This is a genomic window from Pseudoalteromonas sp. SWN166, assembly GCF_015864485.1.
Classification (GTDB): Bacteria; Pseudomonadota; Gammaproteobacteria; order Enterobacterales; family Alteromonadaceae; genus Pseudoalteromonas.
The window spans coordinates 70,016-86,669 of the sequence record NZ_JADYXB010000011.1; the positions used below are offsets into that span (position 1 = coordinate 70,016).

General features: G+C 41.0%; 15 protein-coding genes and 1 pseudogene. 5 read left to right on the top strand and 11 right to left on the bottom strand.

What is annotated here, in order from left to right; genetic code table 11:
• Positions 1-137: 137 nt before the first annotated feature.
• The 3 genes from gltX to proB all read right to left on the bottom strand — a co-directional run bounded on the left by gltX (position 138) and on the right by proB (position 3,269).
• Positions 138-1,622 (bottom strand): glutamate--tRNA ligase, encoded by a 1,485-nt coding sequence (gene gltX, locus I6F49_RS08930; protein WP_197179915.1) that lies wholly within the window; start codon positions 1,620-1,622, stop codon positions 138-140.
• Between the two features lie 39 nt (positions 1,623-1,661).
• The gene (locus tag I6F49_RS08935) at positions 1,662-2,021 is read right to left on the bottom strand and encodes a glutaredoxin family protein (RefSeq protein WP_166420466.1); all 360 of its coding nucleotides are present in this window, start codon (positions 2,019-2,021) and stop codon (positions 1,662-1,664) included.
• Positions 2,022-2,165: 144 nt separating this feature from the next.
• On the bottom strand, positions 2,166-3,269 hold the full coding sequence (proB, locus tag I6F49_RS08940) for a glutamate 5-kinase (protein ID WP_166420467.1): 1,104 nt from the start codon (positions 3,267-3,269) through the stop codon (positions 2,166-2,168).
• 119 nt (positions 3,270-3,388) lie between these two features.
• Between proB and I6F49_RS08945 the strand changes: the two are divergent.
• Positions 3,389-4,355: pseudogene (locus I6F49_RS08945) on the top strand (DMT family transporter).
• Here I6F49_RS08945 and I6F49_RS08950 read toward each other — a convergent pair.
• Genes I6F49_RS08950 through pdsO form a run of 3 tightly spaced genes read right to left on the bottom strand, consistent with a single transcriptional unit; the run spans position 4,250 to position 7,650 of the window.
• A complete protein-coding gene (locus I6F49_RS08950) occupies positions 4,250-4,855 on the bottom strand; it encodes a class GN sortase (protein WP_197179916.1) in 606 nt (201 codons plus the stop codon). The pseudogene I6F49_RS08945 and the gene I6F49_RS08950 sit on opposite strands and share 106 nt — an antisense overlap.
• The gene (locus I6F49_RS08955) at positions 4,852-6,882 is read right to left on the bottom strand and encodes a marine proteobacterial sortase target protein (protein WP_197179918.1); all 2,031 of its coding nucleotides are present in this window, start codon (positions 6,880-6,882) and stop codon (positions 4,852-4,854) included. Before I6F49_RS08955 ends, I6F49_RS08950 begins: the two co-directional genes overlap by 4 nt.
• A gap of 36 nt (positions 6,883-6,918) precedes the next feature.
• Positions 6,919-7,650, bottom strand: coding sequence for a sortase-associated OmpA-like protein PdsO (gene pdsO, locus I6F49_RS08960; RefSeq protein ID WP_166420470.1), 732 nt, complete (start codon positions 7,648-7,650; stop codon positions 6,919-6,921).
• Between the two features lie 204 nt (positions 7,651-7,854).
• Here pdsO and pdsR point away from each other — a divergent pair, with 204 nt between their 5' ends.
• The 3 genes from pdsR to I6F49_RS08975 all read left to right on the top strand — a co-directional run bounded on the left by pdsR (position 7,855) and on the right by I6F49_RS08975 (position 10,994).
• Complete coding sequence (gene pdsR, locus I6F49_RS08965; RefSeq protein WP_166420518.1) at positions 7,855-8,544, top strand: proteobacterial dedicated sortase system response regulator; 690 nt, start codon at positions 7,855-7,857, stop codon at positions 8,542-8,544.
• Complete coding sequence (gene pdsS / locus I6F49_RS08970) at positions 8,544-10,679, top strand: proteobacterial dedicated sortase system histidine kinase (protein ID WP_166420471.1); 2,136 nt, start codon at positions 8,544-8,546, stop codon at positions 10,677-10,679. The genes pdsR and pdsS overlap by 1 nt, the downstream gene beginning before the upstream one ends.
• Before the next feature lie 150 nt (positions 10,680-10,829).
• Complete coding sequence (locus tag I6F49_RS08975; protein WP_166420472.1) at positions 10,830-10,994, top strand: hypothetical protein; 165 nt, start codon at positions 10,830-10,832, stop codon at positions 10,992-10,994.
• A 5-nt stretch (positions 10,995-10,999) separates the two neighbouring features.
• On the opposite strand, the gene I6F49_RS08980 is transcribed toward I6F49_RS08975, so the two are convergent.
• Positions 11,000-12,250 carry a multifunctional CCA addition/repair protein gene (locus tag I6F49_RS08980; RefSeq protein ID WP_166420473.1) on the bottom strand — a complete coding sequence of 417 codons (1,251 nt, stop codon included), beginning with the start codon at positions 12,248-12,250 and terminating at the stop codon, positions 11,000-11,002.
• A gap of 131 nt (positions 12,251-12,381) precedes the next feature.
• Here I6F49_RS08980 and I6F49_RS08985 point away from each other — a divergent pair, with 131 nt between their 5' ends.
• Positions 12,382-12,609 (top strand): hypothetical protein, encoded by a 228-nt coding sequence (locus I6F49_RS08985; RefSeq protein WP_024611697.1) that lies wholly within the window; start codon positions 12,382-12,384, stop codon positions 12,607-12,609.
• An 18-nt stretch (positions 12,610-12,627) separates the two neighbouring features.
• On the opposite strand, the gene I6F49_RS08990 is transcribed toward I6F49_RS08985, so the two are convergent.
• Genes I6F49_RS08990 through I6F49_RS09005 form a run of 4 tightly spaced genes read right to left on the bottom strand, consistent with a single transcriptional unit; the run spans position 12,628 to position 16,493 of the window.
• Complete coding sequence (locus I6F49_RS08990; protein ID WP_166420474.1) at positions 12,628-13,128, bottom strand: DUF1543 domain-containing protein; 501 nt, start codon at positions 13,126-13,128, stop codon at positions 12,628-12,630.
• A gap of 8 nt (positions 13,129-13,136) precedes the next feature.
• Complete coding sequence (locus I6F49_RS08995) at positions 13,137-14,486, bottom strand: sigma 54-interacting transcriptional regulator (protein ID WP_197179921.1); 1,350 nt, start codon at positions 14,484-14,486, stop codon at positions 13,137-13,139.
• A 2-nt stretch (positions 14,487-14,488) separates the two neighbouring features.
• Positions 14,489-15,034 carry a hypothetical protein gene (locus I6F49_RS09000; RefSeq protein ID WP_197179923.1) on the bottom strand — a complete coding sequence of 182 codons (546 nt, stop codon included), beginning with the start codon at positions 15,032-15,034 and terminating at the stop codon, positions 14,489-14,491.
• A gap of 1 nt (position 15,035) precedes the next feature.
• Positions 15,036-16,493, bottom strand: a complete 1,458-nt coding sequence (locus I6F49_RS09005) for a sensor histidine kinase (RefSeq protein ID WP_197179925.1) — start codon at positions 16,491-16,493, stop codon at positions 15,036-15,038.
• Positions 16,494-16,654: the final 161 nt, after the last annotated feature.

Genomic DNA, 16,654 nt, shown 5'->3' on the forward strand with positions numbered 1-16,654 from the left:
GCCGCATTGTAGCATTTAGTAAATAGTGAATGCTTAGGCTAAACAATATCAAAATACGATGTCATATAGCTAAACAGCCTGAAACAAAAAAGCCGAGCTTAATAAAGCTCGGCTTTTAAAAGTACATTGTTTAGCAATTATGCACTTGGGTATTCGCGGTACGCACGCTCTATATTTTTAGCCTGCTTTTTAGAAATACCTAAATGGGCAAGTGCTACACGTAAACGAGCACGTGATAAGTCAGACCCTAATATTTCCATTGCATCAAGCACTGACGTACTTGATTTTTTGCCTGTAATGGCGACAAATATTGGCTCTAAAAAGTCTTTAATTTTTAGCTCGTGGAATGTAGCCACTTCTTTTGCAATTGCAAAAATAGCGGGCTTTTCAAAGCTACGTAAACCTTCAAGCTGCCATACAAAAAATTGTAGCGCTTGGCGAATCACGTTTTCGTCTGCTTTGCCGGCTGTTAATAGCGCAGGATCGTAAGTTGGAATACCCCCTACAAAGTGCCCTGCAAGCTCAACCATATCCGACAGCGTATTAATACGTGTTTTAACTTCGGGTAATATTTTAGCGAGCATTTCGCCATTAAACTTCCAATCAACAAAGCGCTGAATTAACTGCTCGTCGGTTAGGTTTTCACGGATCCACATGCCGTTTAACCAGCTTAATTTATCAACGTCGAATACTGGGCCACCAAGCGATACACGCTTCATGTCGAAGTTTTCAATCATCTCATTAAGTGTGAACTTTTCACGCTCATCAGGCATTGACCAACCCATACGGCCTAAATAGTTAAGCACGGCTTCTGGCAGGTAACCCATTTCTTTATAGTAATTAATAGACGTTGGGTTTTTACGCTTAGACAGCTTTGATTTATCTGGGTTACGCAATAATGGTAAGTGACCAAGTACTGGCGCTTCCCAACCAAAATCTTCATAAAGCTTTAATAGCTTAGGCGCTGAGTTAATCCACTCTTCGCCACGGAAAATATGGCTAATTTCCATATGGTGGTCATCAACTACGTTCGCTAAAAAGTACGTCGGGAAACCATCTGCTTTTAAAAGCACTTGCATGTCTACGTTTTCCCACGGGATCTCAATTTCATCACGTAGGTAGTCGTTAAACTTAAATGTGCCTTCGCTTGGGATTTTCATACGTATAACGTAAGGTTTGCCTTCAGCTAAGTTAGCTTTAATTTCTTCATCGGTATGCTTTAAACCACGACCATCATATTTAGGGCGTAGGCCTTCTGCCATTTGCTCTTCACGCATTTGATCAAGCTCTTCGCTTGTTGCAAAGCAGTAAAACGCTTTACCATCGTCAACTAACTGATGCGCGTATTTTTTATATAAATCGCTACGCTCAGATTGACGGTAAGGACCAAACTCGCCACCCACATCAGGACCATGATCCCACTCAAGCCCTAACCAGCGTAGGCTATCCATAATCGCAAGTTCTGACTCTGGTGTGCTACGTACTTGGTCTGTATCTTCTATACGAAGTACAAATTCACCACCTTGTTGTTTAGCAAAACAGTAATTAAATAAGGCGATGTAAGCAGTGCCAAGATGCGGGTCACCTGTTGGCGACGGGGCAACACGAGTACGGATTGTCATGATAATGTCTCTTTAGATAAGTGAGATAATAAAAGTGGTTTATGCAGCTACTTTGTTTAAGTAAGCAATAATATCGTTTGATTCGTACAGCCATTCTACTTGGCCGTTTTGCTCTATGCGCAGGCAAGGCACTTTAACTTTGCCACCTTGCTCTAGTAGCTCTTGACGATATTGCTCATTGTCTTTTGCATCACGCGTTTCTATGTTTAAGCCTTCGCGCTTAATAGCGCGACGTACTTTTACACAAAACGGGCATGCTTTAAATTGATACAGTTTAAATTGTGAGGTTTGCTGATCAAGCTGCGCTTGCACATCGCTTGCACGCTTTTTACTGCGAGGAGTAAATACAAAATTAAAAAATAAAATTATAGAACCTAGTAACCAACGAACTAATTTCATGCTTAGCACTCTATTTACAACAATTTAAGGAGCCAGATTTTAGCACAAATTTACAATCAAAAAAGCTCAATACTATTATCAATAGTCAGTTCGTTAATTACAGTTCAATCAGACTTCAGAGTAAGCCTATATAAATGATAATTATCAAAGTAATACTAAGTCGTCTCGGTGCAATACTTCTGCGCCGCTATCGTAATCAAGTAACTTACCTATTTGACTAGAATGCGCACCCTTTATTTTATTCACCTCGGTACTGCTAAAGCGCGTTAAGCCCCGTGCAATCACTTGATTTTTATTATCTATTAAATCAATTAAATCACCGCGTTCAAAACGTCCAAATGCATTAGTAACGCCTTTAGCGAGTAAGCTAGCGCCTTTATTTTGAAGGGCGCCAATAGCACCTGCATCTATAACAATTTGGCCGGTACTTTTAGGCCCAGCTAGTAACCATTTTTTACGCCCATCTTTTGGGGCGGTGAGTTTTAAAAAGCGTGTGCCTGGTAACTCGTCACTCATACATTTTAAAATAACGTTTTTACCTGCGCCTTTAGCAATAATAACTTCAACACCTGCGCGCCTTGCAATGTCGGCGGCTTGTAATTTAGTTGCCATGCCGCCGGTGCCTAAACTTGTACCACTGCCACCAGCAAGTTGGCGCAGCTCATCGTTTATATGTGTAACTTCGCCAATAAGGGTTGCATTGGCATTGGTGCGCGGATCGCTGGTAAATAACCCTTCTTGATCGGTTAGCAACAGTAACTTATTAGCATTAGCCAAAATAGCGACAAGTGCCGACAAGTTATCGTTGTCGCCTACTTTTATTTCGCTGGTAGCGACTGCGTCATTTTCGTTAATGATGGGCACAACGTCGTAATTTAATAACGCATTGAGTGTATCGCGGGCATTAAGGTAGCGCTCTCTGTCGTCTACATCAGCGCGAGTAAGCAGCATTTGCCCTACATTTACCCCATATAAAGCAAACAAGCTCTGCCAAATATGAATAAGTTGACCTTGTCCAATTGCAGCAAGCATTTGTTTATCAATTAAGCTTCTGCCACAGGGTTTTAATAGTTGTTCGCGCCCAGCAGCTACCGCGCCGCTCGATACTAAAATAACCTGATGCCCCTGCTTTTTAAGCTCGCAGCATTGGCGTACTAATTCAACCATATGTGCTTTGTCTAGCTTATCGGTGCCACCAGTAAGAACGCTTGTACCAAGCTTTACAACTATTACCTGTTCCCTTTGCATATGCTTTTTACTACTGATTAATTAAAGATGAATTAATTTATACCAGCTCGGTATTTTTGAACAAGTTAAAAATTTTCATGCTAGGATCTGATTTTATTAAATTATGTAAATTACTCTCTATGCCTGCCAGTTTATGCTTAATTATTGCCACCTTTTTATGGGGCAGCTCTTTTATAGCGCTCAAATACGCCATTGCTATTTACGACCCTGCATTGGTAATATTTTTACGCATGCTCACCACGTTAGTTTTATCGCTTTGTTTATGGCGCTATGTTATTCGGTTTGAGTATTTAAAAGGTGACTGGAAGTATTTAGTGGGTATGTCGCTTGCTGAGCCTTGCTTGTACTTTTTATTTGAAGGCCATGCAATGGAATACACATCAGTTTCGCAGGCCGGTGTTATTGTGTCGTGCTTGCCTATAATTATTGCGCTACTTGCCTTTTTATTACTTAAAGAATACATAAGCAAAGCCATTGTTGTTGGTTTTACGCTGTGTATTGGCGGCAGTATTTTACTTACGCTTCTTTCACCAAGTTCTGAGCAGGCACCTAATCCGTTGTTGGGTAACTTTTTAGAGCTTATGGCTATGGTGTGCGCTGCATTTTATACCGTAAGTATTAAACATTTAGCTAATCGCTACTCGCTACTCGCCCCTGACTTTAATTGCGTTGCAAGGTATTAGCGGCAGCTTGTTTTTTGCGCCATTTTTATTTTTTATCGACCTACCAAGCGAAAACCAACACGACTTAACTGCGCTCATGAGCATTTTGTATTTAGGTTCGTGTGTAACCCTTGGCGGCTACGGCATGTACAACTACGCTATTAGCAAAGTATCGGTATTAACCGCTGCAGCGTACTCTAATTTAATTCCTATTTTTACACTTATTTTGTCAGCTATTATTTTGGGCGAAGTGCTCAACGTTTGGCAATGGCTGAGCATATTTGTGGTATTTATTGGTGTAATGGTAAGCCAGCGCCATCAAGAACTTGTGGTTGATATACCGCTTAGTGAATCAGGCGAAGACATTTGCGCAGATACAAGCAATCTTAAATCAGTACCCGAGGCAAGCGAATCAAAAGGGTAACAGGTAAGCAAATACAGCCCAGGTGTTTGTAAAAATGAGTTTTGGGATTGATGAATAACCTCAATCCCCGTTACCTTATAATTTTGAATCACCCCACTTTGCAGTTGTAAAGTAAACGCCTCTCCCACTTTTGCGTTTTGTAAAAATGCAAAGTGGGTGTCGTTATGCCCTGCTATTAGCGCGCCTTTTTCGTTTCCAAACTCTTTTCCGCCAAGCTCTCCTGCAGGTAAAAATTGGCTTGGCGCAAACGCTAAATTACGACCACTCGCTCCAGCCAATACACTTAATGTTTTATTATGGCTTGGCCAATCAAGCTTTGCAGTCACGTAGCTGTCGGCGTAATACCACGGTTTTACTTTAGTGCTGGGTGATTTAAGCGCCTCTTGCCATGCTTGTTCAATTAATACTTGAGCAAGCCACGCTTTTGCCTGCATATATGCACCGTGACCAAATAATCCAAGCCCAGCGATTAGTAAGCCCGCGCTTAGCCACTTTTTCATTTACGTGCCCTGCTTAATTTAAGCCCTCGATTTATTTTAAGAGCGCCAAATCCCAATAATAAAATACAGCCTAATAATATGTGCAGCCTACTTTGCCCATCTGTTTGTGGTAAACGCTTTGCCATACCTTGTGGTACTGCATTAGTAGCTTGCGCCGTTTGCTTTGCCACTTCTTTTATGTGAGTTTGTTCAATCGCTATAAAAGCAGTAAACGGGCTAAGTAATTGATGAGTAAGTGCAAGCTCCTGTACTTCATCTTTAACTGTATTTTGCTCGTTGTATAAAAGTAATGACTTGATTTTTTGGCGCGCCCACAGTTTTGCTATACCTTGAGCGCTTGAGCTATTTTGTGTACTTAATTTAATACTTAAAGGCCCTTGTGCTGTTTGCCCAGCAAGTACCACACTTTTAGCATTATTAAGTTTTATAGCGACCATAATAGGCTCGCCAAAATATAAATCAGGTAGTGGTGATGGCCAAAAATCTAAGCTGTTACCGCTTTCATCGCTTAGCGCCAAATTAGTAATCGCAGGATGTGCAAGTTTATCAAACAACTGCTGCATTTTAGGTTGCACCTCACTTGTGCTGCCTATAAACGTAAATGAGCCTTTGCCTATATCTGCCGCTCGGCGCATAAAAAAGCTGTTAGGTGCGCTGCCAATACCCACTGTAAATAAGCGGCTATCACCTAATTTACTTTGAATATTTTTGAACAATGCGTCTTCATTACTTACGCTACCATCAGTTAAAAATACAACTTGGCGTACAAAACCATCAAACTCGCTGCCATCAAGTACGGCATTAAGGGCACCTTGTATTTCAGTGCCGCCATCGGCTTCGAGGCTATAAATAAATCGCTCTGCACGGCGTAAATTAAAGTCGCTGGCTATAAGTGGTTTATCGCTCATTGGAGTCACTATGTTATCAAAACCAATAATGTTAAAACTGTCGTCGCTATCAAGTAATGACAGCGCATAAAACAACGCTTTTTTAGCTTGCTCCATAGATTGCCCGTGCATAGAGCCAGACGTATCAACTACAAATACCATTTCGCGAGGTAATCGCTGAGTTTGTGTAAAGTGATCCCCCGGTGGCATTAGCATAGCAAGCCCATATCGGTCACCATTTTCAAACTGCTGAGTAAAAAATGCGGCTTGAGCTTGCTCTTTTTGCAGCGGTTTAAACTCAAGTACAAAGTCGCGATTAACTGCATTTGCTTCATTTAACGCTATTTTATATTGCCCAAATGCTGTGTTTTGTACATCAACATTATGAAATTTAGAATTGATATCCACCAGTTCTAAGCCTACATCTATATCAATGTTTAAGCTAAATTTACTACTTGGTACGTTATCAGTTTGAGTACTATTTTGAGTGATGTTTTGAATGCTGTAAACAGGGCTTAACCACCCAGTTGGCAATGGGGTAACGTGCGTTTGGTGTTGAGTATTAACCTCAACCTCACCACTAATCGCGTGATAACGCGGTGTAATGGTAGTCGGAAATCTAATAGCAAATGTACCGCTGCTGTAGTCAATTATTTCTTGATACTCAAGCTCAATTACTACTTGCTCACCAGGACCAATATTTGCCACATTAGTAATAAACATATTGGCGCGTTGCTGGCGTACTAGGGCAGCTTGCTTACCTGCTTTTTTAGCCTCCTCGTATTTTTTTTCGGCTTCCACTTTTTTATCAATTTGGCCTTTAATGACTCGCTCACCTATACGCATCGTCATGGCGTGCACGGCGCTTTCATCTGGCAATGGAAAAACGTAGCGCGCGTTAACTGCAAACGGGTTTTCGTTTTGATAGGTTTGCGTAACTACAACATGATTAATTAGGCCAGTTAAGGTCATATTGGCGTCGCTTTTTAATATTATTGCTGGGCCTGCTGGCGCACCATTGCTATCAAAAAGCTCTAACTTGGGTGATTGCGCATGGCTTTTAAAGCTCACTAACAGCACAATCGCTATGAATATAAAAATGCTTACTTTAGTAAGCATTTTGGTTGGTTTACTCAACATAAAATCACTCCATCGAACGCTTTGTTTTAAATAGTTTTAGTTACTCGCCGTTTGGCCATTTGCTGGGTTCATTGAGCGAGTGGTAAGCGTTACGCGTCTATCAAAAAAGTTATCTTCCACCGTGTTGCTGTTAGCTAATGCTTGCTGTTCACCAAATGCTTGCGTACTTAAGCGTTTGTGGCTCACACCGTGTTTTATTAAATAGCTTTGCACCGCATTTACACGCGCTTTAGAAAGTAAAAGGTTGGCTTGCTCGTCGCCGCGCTGATCGGCAAAGCCACTTAAATCAAGTGCGAGTTGTGGTTGGTTGTTTAACAAGGTAACAAGTTGGTCTAACTGCAGTGAAAAATGCGGGGCAATAACACTAGAACCTGTTTTAAATTGCACCGTCATCGCCAATAAGTTATTAATTTGAACTTGAGTTAACTGCTCATTTTGATTGGCAAGTACCTCTAACTGTTGCTCTAACATATTGTTGTGGTTAAGCACGTGTTGGTAATCGTTGGTTTTTTCTTTCATTACCGTAATGGCACGCTCTTGCTCTGAAATTTTGTTATCAGCTACTTTTGAATCGCCTATTAAGCCACCGGAAAATGCCCCAATAAACGCACCAATTGGCCCGCCTACTACGCCGCCAATAATAGCGCCTGCACCTAAACCAATAGCCGTTTCTTTATGGGCTTCTTTTGATGGCGTGTTAGATGTTGAGGCAATTGCTGGAGTACAAAAACTAGCAACGAGTGTTAACGCGATTAATGTCTTCTTCATGATGTGATCCTTAAACTTACTTTTTAATTTGTGATGTTTTGTTTTGATGGCTCTATTAAAACAAGTTCAAGTGGCAACAAAGGGGAGCAAAAATGGCAAACTGCTGAGCAATTGTGGCAAAAAAATGGCAATTGCCTTTTTAAGCGTACTTAGCTTAAAAACTTCGTTATAGTGCACAACAGAGGCAATCGGATAATGATTAGAATGAAAAAAATAGCCATCGTTGAAGATGAACCCGCAATCCGCGAAAACTACATAGAAATGCTGAGCGCACAGGGCTACCAAGTGAGTGGCTTTGCAGATCGCGTCAGCGCAGAAGCTGAATTTAAAAATGCCCTACCCGATTTAGCCATTGTTGATATTGGCCTAGGCCATGAAATAGATGGGGGGTTTTTACTGTGCCAAACATTGCGTTCGCTTTCTAAAACACTGCCTATTATTTTTTTAACCGCCCGCGATAGCGAAATAGATACCGTATGCGGCCTGCGCATGGGCGCCGACGACTACCTAACAAAAGACATAAGCTTGGCTCACTTGGCTGCACGTATTGGTGCACTATTTCGCCGAATGGAAGCACTTGAACAACCCGCTGATGCAAACGCACTCATAACACGCGGACAGTTAACGCTCGACACGCAACGTATGCAGGTATTTTGGCAGCAACAACTCGTTGATTTAACCGTAACCGAATTTTGGATGCTGCATTCACTCGCCCAGCGACCCGGCCATGTTAAAAGCCGTAACGAATTAATGAGCGATGCAAAAATTTACGTAGACGACAGCACAATTACCTCGCACGTAAAACGTATTCGTAAAAAGTTTGTAGCACTCGATGACGCCTTTGATTGTATAGATACCGTGTATGGCATGGGCTACAGGTGGGAACAACACTAATGCTACGATTTGGCCTGCGCAGTAAATTTATATTACTTTCATGTTTTTTGTTTTTGCTACCGTGGCTTGGCTACGAGTACGTATGGGAAATGGAAAAGTTTTTACGCCAAGGCCAAGAAAAAACCCTAGTAGGCACCACTCGCGCACTTGCGACTGCATTGCACGAACGCCCCGCATTATTTGACGAACAAACCAACTTTTTAGACCAAGTAGTAAAAGGGCGCGATTTATACGCTTATAATCTTAAAAATCCTATTCAATTAGACGGTAAACTCACCGATTGGGACAGCTACCAACCACTATTTTGGCATTACGATAAACGCTACTTACAAAAAACAAACAGTACTCATAAAGCCAGCGACTTGTCGTTTGATCACATGGTGGGAAAATTTGATAATTACTTATATGCGCTATTTAAAGTAACTGACGACACGCTTATTTATCGCGCTAAAAATAGCTTAAGCATTACCAATAACGATTATTTAAAAATTGGCCTAAAAACGCCTGACGGCCAATTTAATACCTACATTATTGCCCCGCGCCAAAACGGTTGGGTTAATGCGTTTGATGCTAAAACCAAAATACCTTTTACAAAAATTCAGGGGTATTTTGAAAGTACTGACACTGGCTATAATGTAGAACTGCGCTTTCCTATAAGCATGCTGGGCAACAAACTTGGCTTTGCCATTGTTGACATTGATAGCAAAGAGGCATTGTTAGAACCAAAAATAATGTCGACCTCAAACTTAAATAACCCGAACGATTTAGGCTCGGTATTAGTCCCTTCTCCAGAAATCAGCCGTATTTTAAAAGGCATGGGCCACAGTGGCAGCCGCATTTGGGTGGTCGATAATCATCATCGGGTATTGGCACAAACAGGAACTATTCAAAATGCAGATGGCGTTTGGGCTGATGGACTTGCTAACCAGGCTCCTGAGACGTGGTGGCAGCGCTTTGAGCAAAATTACTTGCACCCAATTTACTATAAAATATTAACGCGCCCAGAAAACGAATTTTTAGATACCCTGCACGATGTAGCTTCTATGCAAGGCACGCACTTAGCGAAAGCATTAAAAGGACAACCAGCATCGTCTTGGCGATTAACACCCGACAGTAAAGCCGTTATTCTATCGGCCGCTTACCCTATTTGGATTCAAGATCAAGTAATTGGCGCGGTAATAGCAGAGGAAACCACAAACGGCGTACGTACGCTGCGTAATAAATCGCTCGAAAAACTATTCAACGTTATTTTAGCCGTGATGCTAATTGGTACTGTCACGCTATTCTTTTTTGCCTCGCGTATATCGAGCCGTATTAGGCGACTGCGCGATACAGCTGAGCAAGCAATTGATGCACAAGGGCGTGTTACCGGCAGTATTAATTACAGTGATGCTAACGATGAAATTGGCGATCTGTCGCGTAGTTTTTCAAACATTGTTAGTAGACTTGGTGGCTATACCGATTACTTAGAAAATATGTCGTCGCGATTATCACACGAGCTGCGCACGCCTGTTGCCGTAGTGCGCTCGTCCCTCGAAAACTTACAAAGCTTGCCGCAAAACGAGCTGAGCCAAAAATACCTCGATCGCGCCAGTGAAGGCGTTGAACGCTTAGGTAAAATAATAACTACCATGAGCGAAGCCACTCGCCTCGAGCAAAGTATTCAAAGTAACGAGCCTGAGCCTTTTGATTTACAAAAAGTAATAAATGGCTGTATGCAAGGCTATCAGCTTACTTATCCAAACCAATTATTTGCGCTTGATGTATGCCAAAACAAATTACCTATGCAAGGTGCACCCGAGTTTATAGCTCAGCTACTTGATAAGCTTATTAATAACGCGCTGGAGTTCAGTGAAGCCAATACGGCGATTAATGTAAGCCTTAAGCAGAGCGAAAATAAAGCAACATTAACAGTGAGTAACGCAGGCCCCACTTTACCCGAAGGATTAACTGAGCATATTTTTGACTCTATGGTGTCGGTACGTAGCCAGCAAATGCAGCAACAGCCACATTTGGGATTAGGGCTTTATATAGTAAGGCTGGTGTGCGATTACCATAAAGGCAGTGTAACAGCGCAAAATAACGAACAAGGCGATGGTGTGGTATTTACTGTGAGCTTGCCTTTACATAACTAAAATAGCTAATAGAGCGGTTTAACGCGCCGCTTACCCCTTCAAAACTGCCGATTACAATTTAGTGCTATTTCAAATGTAACTATTCACTTTTTATTCAGTCGAATGACCATACTCTACATCGTATTAAAGTATTAAATTGAAGGAATACTCATGAAACCATCACTAGAGCGTGAAGAACTAGACTTTATTTTTGACTTATACAGGCCCTCTAAAAAACCTGAGTCTGAAAATGTAAAACCAAAAAGTACTAACTACAAAGAACTAAGAAAGCACGACACAACTAAAAACCAAGGCGTATCGCACTACTTAGTCTAATTTTATTACGCTTGGGACTTCTCATGTTCTAAAAATGCTTTAATGCAGTTTATTTCTGCTAGTTTTACTTCTTCGCCTATTTCAGGGCCTTTTTTGCCATTTTTAAGTGCATTTTGCACTATCTGCTTTTTATCCATTTTTTGTAGTTCAGTATGAATTGCTCGCAGTTTAACTGCTTGCGGGTATGGCTTATCAACCAGCGTTTCACCACGCCCTTGTGCATCACATTGGCACGCTTGGGTAAACGCTGTAAAACGATTCGGATGCACCAACGCATTTAAGTTAGTCACTATTAGCTTGTGAACGGTTTGCGGCCTTAGTTGATCGACCGTATGGCAAAGCGTGTGGTTATCACTGGTGAGTACACCAATGTCGCGAAAACGGTTAGGCACTTTTAAACGCTCACAAAACTTTTCAACTACCGCTACACCTTCGCGTTCATGCCCCCGTAAATTTCCATGCTTTTTAAAACTAAGTGCTTTACCAAAGTCATGAGTCAGGGCTGCAAAACGAGTTTCTAAGTTAAAGTTTAAATCAGCTGCGCGCCTAAGTACCAACATAGTATGTACAAATACATCACCTTCGGGGTGATGGTTTGCTGGTTGCGGTACATTAACCATGCGCTCAAGCTCAGGAAATATCCCTAAGCCCTGCAGTGCTTCAAAATAAAGTTCGGGGTGCTTTTCGCCAAGGGCTTTTTCGGTCTCGAGCCATACCCGCTCAGATACTAAATGATTTAACTCACCTTTATTTTTAAGCTCACGCATTAATGCATACGTACTTGGGTGAATACGCCAATCACTGCCATAGCGCGCTAAAAAACGGGCAATACGCAGTACTCGAACAGGGTCTTCTACAAATGCCTCAGTGGTGTGGCGCAGAGTTTTACTTTGTAAGTCAGCTTGGCCATTAAACGGGTCTATAATATTACCGTGCTCATCAAGCGCCATTGAATTTATGGTTAAATCACGCCTTGCTAAATCCTCTTCTAGCGTAACGGTTGGGCTGGCATCAACCACAAAGCCAGTATAACCTTTGCCGCTTTTGCGCTCTGTACGCCCCAGGGCATATTCTTCTTTTGTTTTTGGGTGTAAGTAAACCGGAAAGTCGCTACCGATTGGTACAAAACCGAGCGACTCCATAGTCTGTGGCGTCTCGCCTATAACTACATAGTCGTTATCTTTTGATTTTATATTTAGCAGCTTGTCGCGCACTGCACCACCAACGAGGTAAACTTGCTTTAAGTTACTTTTCACTTTATTCCCATAACATCAGCTTAATTATTTGACACTAATCATATCATTAATTAATAAGTTCTGTGATGTTTGCCAAGCTTATGTAAGCTCATTACAATGGCGCATTATTTTTAGCTATAGCCACGTATTTAATGAAAAATCATTCATCAAAAAAAGAACTTATGTTACTGCCCATTTTATTAGTCGTTATTTTAATGTGTGTGGCGGGTCACTTTTTGCTACAAGCAAATTTTCAAGACAGTAATATGGTTGAATACATGTTGGCGGCTTTGCCGTTTGCTATGTTTGGATTGGTTATTGTGGCATTTAAAATGGCGGCTAAAAGCGAAAAGGATGAACAAAACGAGCAGGACTCTTAATCCTGCTTTTTGGCTGATTTAAAGTACGTGGTAGCCAAACCAGTCTGGCTTTATTGTTTGAGCTTGCCCGCTTGGAGTCAGCTTAATATTTAATTGGCTGTCGAGTAAATCAATCGCAAAGCAATCGTCTACGTCGTGCAAATCGTCTTTATGAATATGGCTAAGGCCTGCAAGTAAATCGTTTTTAGCGCGTTGCTTGGCTTCATGGCTACTGCTTGCTACATACAGTGCAAAGTCGTGTTGCTCAGCCATAGAGTCACTTCTATAAGCCCCTAAGTTTACAAAATAAAGTTGTTTATTTTGTTCAACGTAGCTATCAACCACTTCTACTTTAAATCCATCAATGTGGTTTATTGCCATAAAGCTATCCATATGAACACTGCTTTTATCGCCCACCCATTGGCTTTTTAACTTTGAGTAGGTTTGCTCAATATTCTCCCCTACTACAAAGCGAATATCGTGCATTTCAATGTGGCAGCCTTGAATTCGACCACCTAAATACACCATAAATAACTGCATGCTTTTCCTTAACCTAAATTATCAACATCAATATTATGCTTTTTAATCAACTTATAAAAATCTGAGCGATTACGTTTAGCAAGCTTAGCCCCTTCTGCTACATTGCCACCTGCCATTTTTAAAGTATTGATTACGTAGTCGCGTTCAAATTCTTTTTTAGCGTCGTTAAGTGATAACGGCTCTACATTTTTTTCATTACTGTTAAGTGCAGTCAGCACTAAATGTTCTGAGATCACTTCGCTTGGTGTTAATGCGACCACTTGCTCTACTACGTTTTGTAATTGACGAATATTACCCGGCCAATCGTAACGCACAAGCGCATGCATGGCATCGCTGGCAAAGTGCTTTTCATTTTGATTCATACGTTTGGCAATGCTTGCGCTAAAGTACTGCGCTAATAAGCTTATATCTTCGCGGCGCTCACACAGTGGCGGTAATTTTAAATTAACGACATTTAAGCGATAGTATAAATCTTCTCTAAATTGTTGGTTTAAAATAGCTTCGGGTAAATTTTTATGTGTTGCCGATACAATGCGTACATCAATTGCTATTTCTTCTTGAAAGCCTACGGGGCGAATCGTTTTTTCTTGTAATACGCGCAGTAACTTAACTTGTAGGTTAAGTGGCATGTCGCCTATTTCATCTAAAAATAACGTGCCGCCCTCAGCTTGTTGAAACAACCCTTGGTGATCTTTAATTGCGCCCGTAAAAGAGCCTTTTTTATGGCCAAATAATTCGGACTCTAAAAGCTCCCCTGGTACAGCCCCACAGTTAATTGCAACAAAAGGTCCGTCGCTTACGTGGCTATGTTGATGAATAGCCTGTGCAAGTAGCTCTTTACCTGTACCACTAGCCCCCGAAATGAGTACATTAACTTGTGTTGGCCCAAGTAGTTTTACTTGCTCGAGCAAGTGAAGCATTGTGCCACTACGCGTAACTATATTGCTTTTTGGCGCGGCTTCATCAGCGTTAACACCGTGAATTTCTATCGCTTTAGCAAGGCTGTCGAATAACTCATCTTTATCTACGGGTTTAGTTATAAATGCAAAAATGCCTTGTTTGGTCGCTTCTACCGCATCAGGAATAGAGCCGTGCGCTGTCATCATAATGACAGGCAACGCAGGGTAACGGCTTTGCAACTGGCGATGCAGTGCCATGCCATCCATTTCATCCATACGCAAGTCGGTTATTACAGCGTCAAACACTTGGCTTTTAAGTATTTGTAGTGCAATTAAGCCACTTTCACAGGTCGTTACTTCGTACCCTTTTGATTCAATGCGAATAGCGAGCAGTTTTAATAAGCTAGCGTCGTCGTCAACGAGTAATACTTTTGCACCTTGCACTTTAGTTGCTGCCATAGTTACTGCTCCTTAGTTTCTTCTCGTAGTAAAAGCTGTTGCTCAATAGTTGCTAACGATGAGAGGGTTTCTTGCATTTTATTGTTAAGTGCTTGCTGCTCTTTTTTAGCGTTTATTTGCATCGTCACTTGCTGTTTTTGAAGCCATAAATATTGCTTAATGTCGTCTGGCCAAAAGTAAGCTAAATCGAGTTTTAGTAACTTGGTCATTACTGTATTTGGATCATCATTTATATTTAAACACATAAATTTAAAAAAGCGTTTAAGGTCGTTCTCGCCTGTAAAAATATCTTTTTTAGGCACTAATTTAAATCCACCACACTGATTAGCGTGCCATGCAATAACTTGATCTGCTGGAGGATAACTAGGTTCAATTTTTGGTCTGGGTTTTGGACTAGGTTTACTGTTTTTGTCGTTTTTTATTTTAGTATCGACCACAGGTGCAGGTGTAATTGACACACGCTCTTCTTGCCCATTATTAATTTCACAACCTGATATAACCATGCTGCTACTGAGCACACTTAAAATAGCGATTAAACGCAAGCGCATGTTAATTAACTCCTAGATTTTTTGTTATGGGAATTTTAATTGAAAACCGGCAACCATGTGGCTCGTTATGCTCAACAGTAAGTGTTCCTCTTAACTGTTCAACAGATTCTTTTACAATAGTTAAGCCCAGCCCACTGCCTTGCAGCGTAACATTTTTACTGTGTTTACCTTGATAAAACGCGCTGAAAATTTGGGTTTTTTCTTGCTCTTTAATACCGCACCCTTTATCAAGTACAGCAATGCAAAGTTGATTTTGCTCAAGTGCTAAATTAATAGTAACGATTTGCTTATCTTCTGAAAATTTTAAGCCATTTGAAATAAGCTGAATTAAAATCATCTCAATAAGCTCACTAGGTAAAGCAAGTGGTTTATTCGGTAAGTTATTTTGCCATTTTAGAGCCTGCTCACGCGCACTTAAACGATGCTCAAAATGACTATTAATTTTATTAATAAGAAGGCTAAATTCAACTTCGCTTAGGCTGTCTTTACTGGTACGAATCGCATTATAACTCAGTAAGCTGTCAATCATTGTACGAAGGCGCACCATAGATTGGCTAATGAGCTCAAGCACTGCTTTTTGCTCACCTGTAATTGGGCCTACTATTTCATCAGTTAGTAAATCAGTGCCTTCGACCATTGAAGCAAGCGGCGTTTTAAGCTCGTGTGTTACATGGCGTAAAAAAGTATCTTTTTGCTGCTCAAGCATATGTAGTTGCTCTTGCACCCAATGAAGTTTTTCTCCTAACTCAACTAGCTCAGCTGACCCCTTAACTGATATTTTTTGCTGCCAATGCCCCTGCCCTAGCTTATCAATAACCGTAGTTAACCCTTTTAGTCGCCCACTTATGCGCCATAAAAAACCACCACCTACAATTAAAGTAAGTGGAATAAGTGCCACCAGCCAGTTTATAAATGAGGCTTGTAAGCTTGTCAGCTCATTTTGGTTATTGGTAATTTGCGCTTCGTTTTTATCACGTAGCCATAAAGTAAGTTCAGCAATTAAATCGCTCACTGGCACAAACAACTCAGCTTGTTGTTGTTTTTGCTCAACAAGCTCCGCATGCGCGGTTTGTAAAGTGGTATATAAGCGCTGCCATTGGTGAGTATAATCTTTATTCGTGTTTACAAATTTAAGCTCATCGATACTTTGCAGGGATGACTGCCATTTATCAATAATTAGTTTATCGAGTGATTCACTTTTTAACACCCAGTTTTGCCTAGTGGCACGCTCAAGGCTGTTGAGTTCTTGCTTTAAAGTATTAAACGATTTCGTAACTTGGTAGTTGTTACTTACAATACTTTGAGTAACCGCTAACTGCTTATTAAGGGCATTTAAAAACACAATTACCACTATAGAAAGGGGGAGTAACGAAAGCAGCATACTCATTGCAAATTGCCCAATTAAATTAGGCCGCCAGTTAAGCATTGCTTGGTATTTTTTAGCTATGGTTGCTGGCATTGCGTTTCGTCCTTTTAAGTTAAGCGCTCTATTATTAAGTGCTTACCTTATACACTAGCTGAACCAGCAATTATATTTAATACGATTAACAACTAACACTAACAAAATAGCGTGTCGCCAAACAGAGACAACGTAAGTTACTGATTTTAAATACCTCTCAT

What these genes read in the sequence shown, in the direction of transcription:
- gltX (WP_197179915.1), bottom strand. Translation starts at nt 1,622, where the DNA reads ATGACAATCCGTACTCGTGTTGCCCCGTCGCCAACAGGTGACCCGCAT.
- I6F49_RS08935 (WP_166420466.1), bottom strand. Translation starts at nt 2,021, where the DNA reads ATGAAATTAGTTCGTTGGTTACTAGGTTCTATAATTTTATTTTTTAAT.
- proB (WP_166420467.1), bottom strand. Translation starts at nt 3,269, where the DNA reads ATGCAAAGGGAACAGGTAATAGTTGTAAAGCTTGGTACAAGCGTTCTT.
- I6F49_RS08950 (WP_197179916.1), bottom strand. Translation starts at nt 4,855, where the DNA reads ATGAAAAAGTGGCTAAGCGCGGGCTTACTAATCGCTGGGCTTGGATTA.
- I6F49_RS08955 (WP_197179918.1), bottom strand. Translation starts at nt 6,882, where the DNA reads ATGTTGAGTAAACCAACCAAAATGCTTACTAAAGTAAGCATTTTTATA.
- pdsO (WP_166420470.1), bottom strand. Translation starts at nt 7,650, where the DNA reads ATGAAGAAGACATTAATCGCGTTAACACTCGTTGCTAGTTTTTGTACT.
- pdsR (WP_166420518.1), top strand. Translation starts at nt 7,855, where the DNA reads ATGAAAAAAATAGCCATCGTTGAAGATGAACCCGCAATCCGCGAAAAC.
- pdsS (WP_166420471.1), top strand. Translation starts at nt 8,544, where the DNA reads ATGCTACGATTTGGCCTGCGCAGTAAATTTATATTACTTTCATGTTTT.
- I6F49_RS08975 (WP_166420472.1), top strand. Translation starts at nt 10,830, where the DNA reads ATGAAACCATCACTAGAGCGTGAAGAACTAGACTTTATTTTTGACTTA.
- I6F49_RS08985 (WP_024611697.1), top strand. Translation starts at nt 12,382, where the DNA reads ATGAAAAATCATTCATCAAAAAAAGAACTTATGTTACTGCCCATTTTA.
- I6F49_RS08990 (WP_166420474.1), bottom strand. Translation starts at nt 13,128, where the DNA reads ATGCAGTTATTTATGGTGTATTTAGGTGGTCGAATTCAAGGCTGCCAC.
- I6F49_RS08995 (WP_197179921.1), bottom strand. Translation starts at nt 14,486, where the DNA reads ATGGCAGCAACTAAAGTGCAAGGTGCAAAAGTATTACTCGTTGACGAC.
- I6F49_RS09000 (WP_197179923.1), bottom strand. Translation starts at nt 15,034, where the DNA reads ATGCGCTTGCGTTTAATCGCTATTTTAAGTGTGCTCAGTAGCAGCATG.
- I6F49_RS09005 (WP_197179925.1), bottom strand. Translation starts at nt 16,493, where the DNA reads ATGCCAGCAACCATAGCTAAAAAATACCAAGCAATGCTTAACTGGCGG.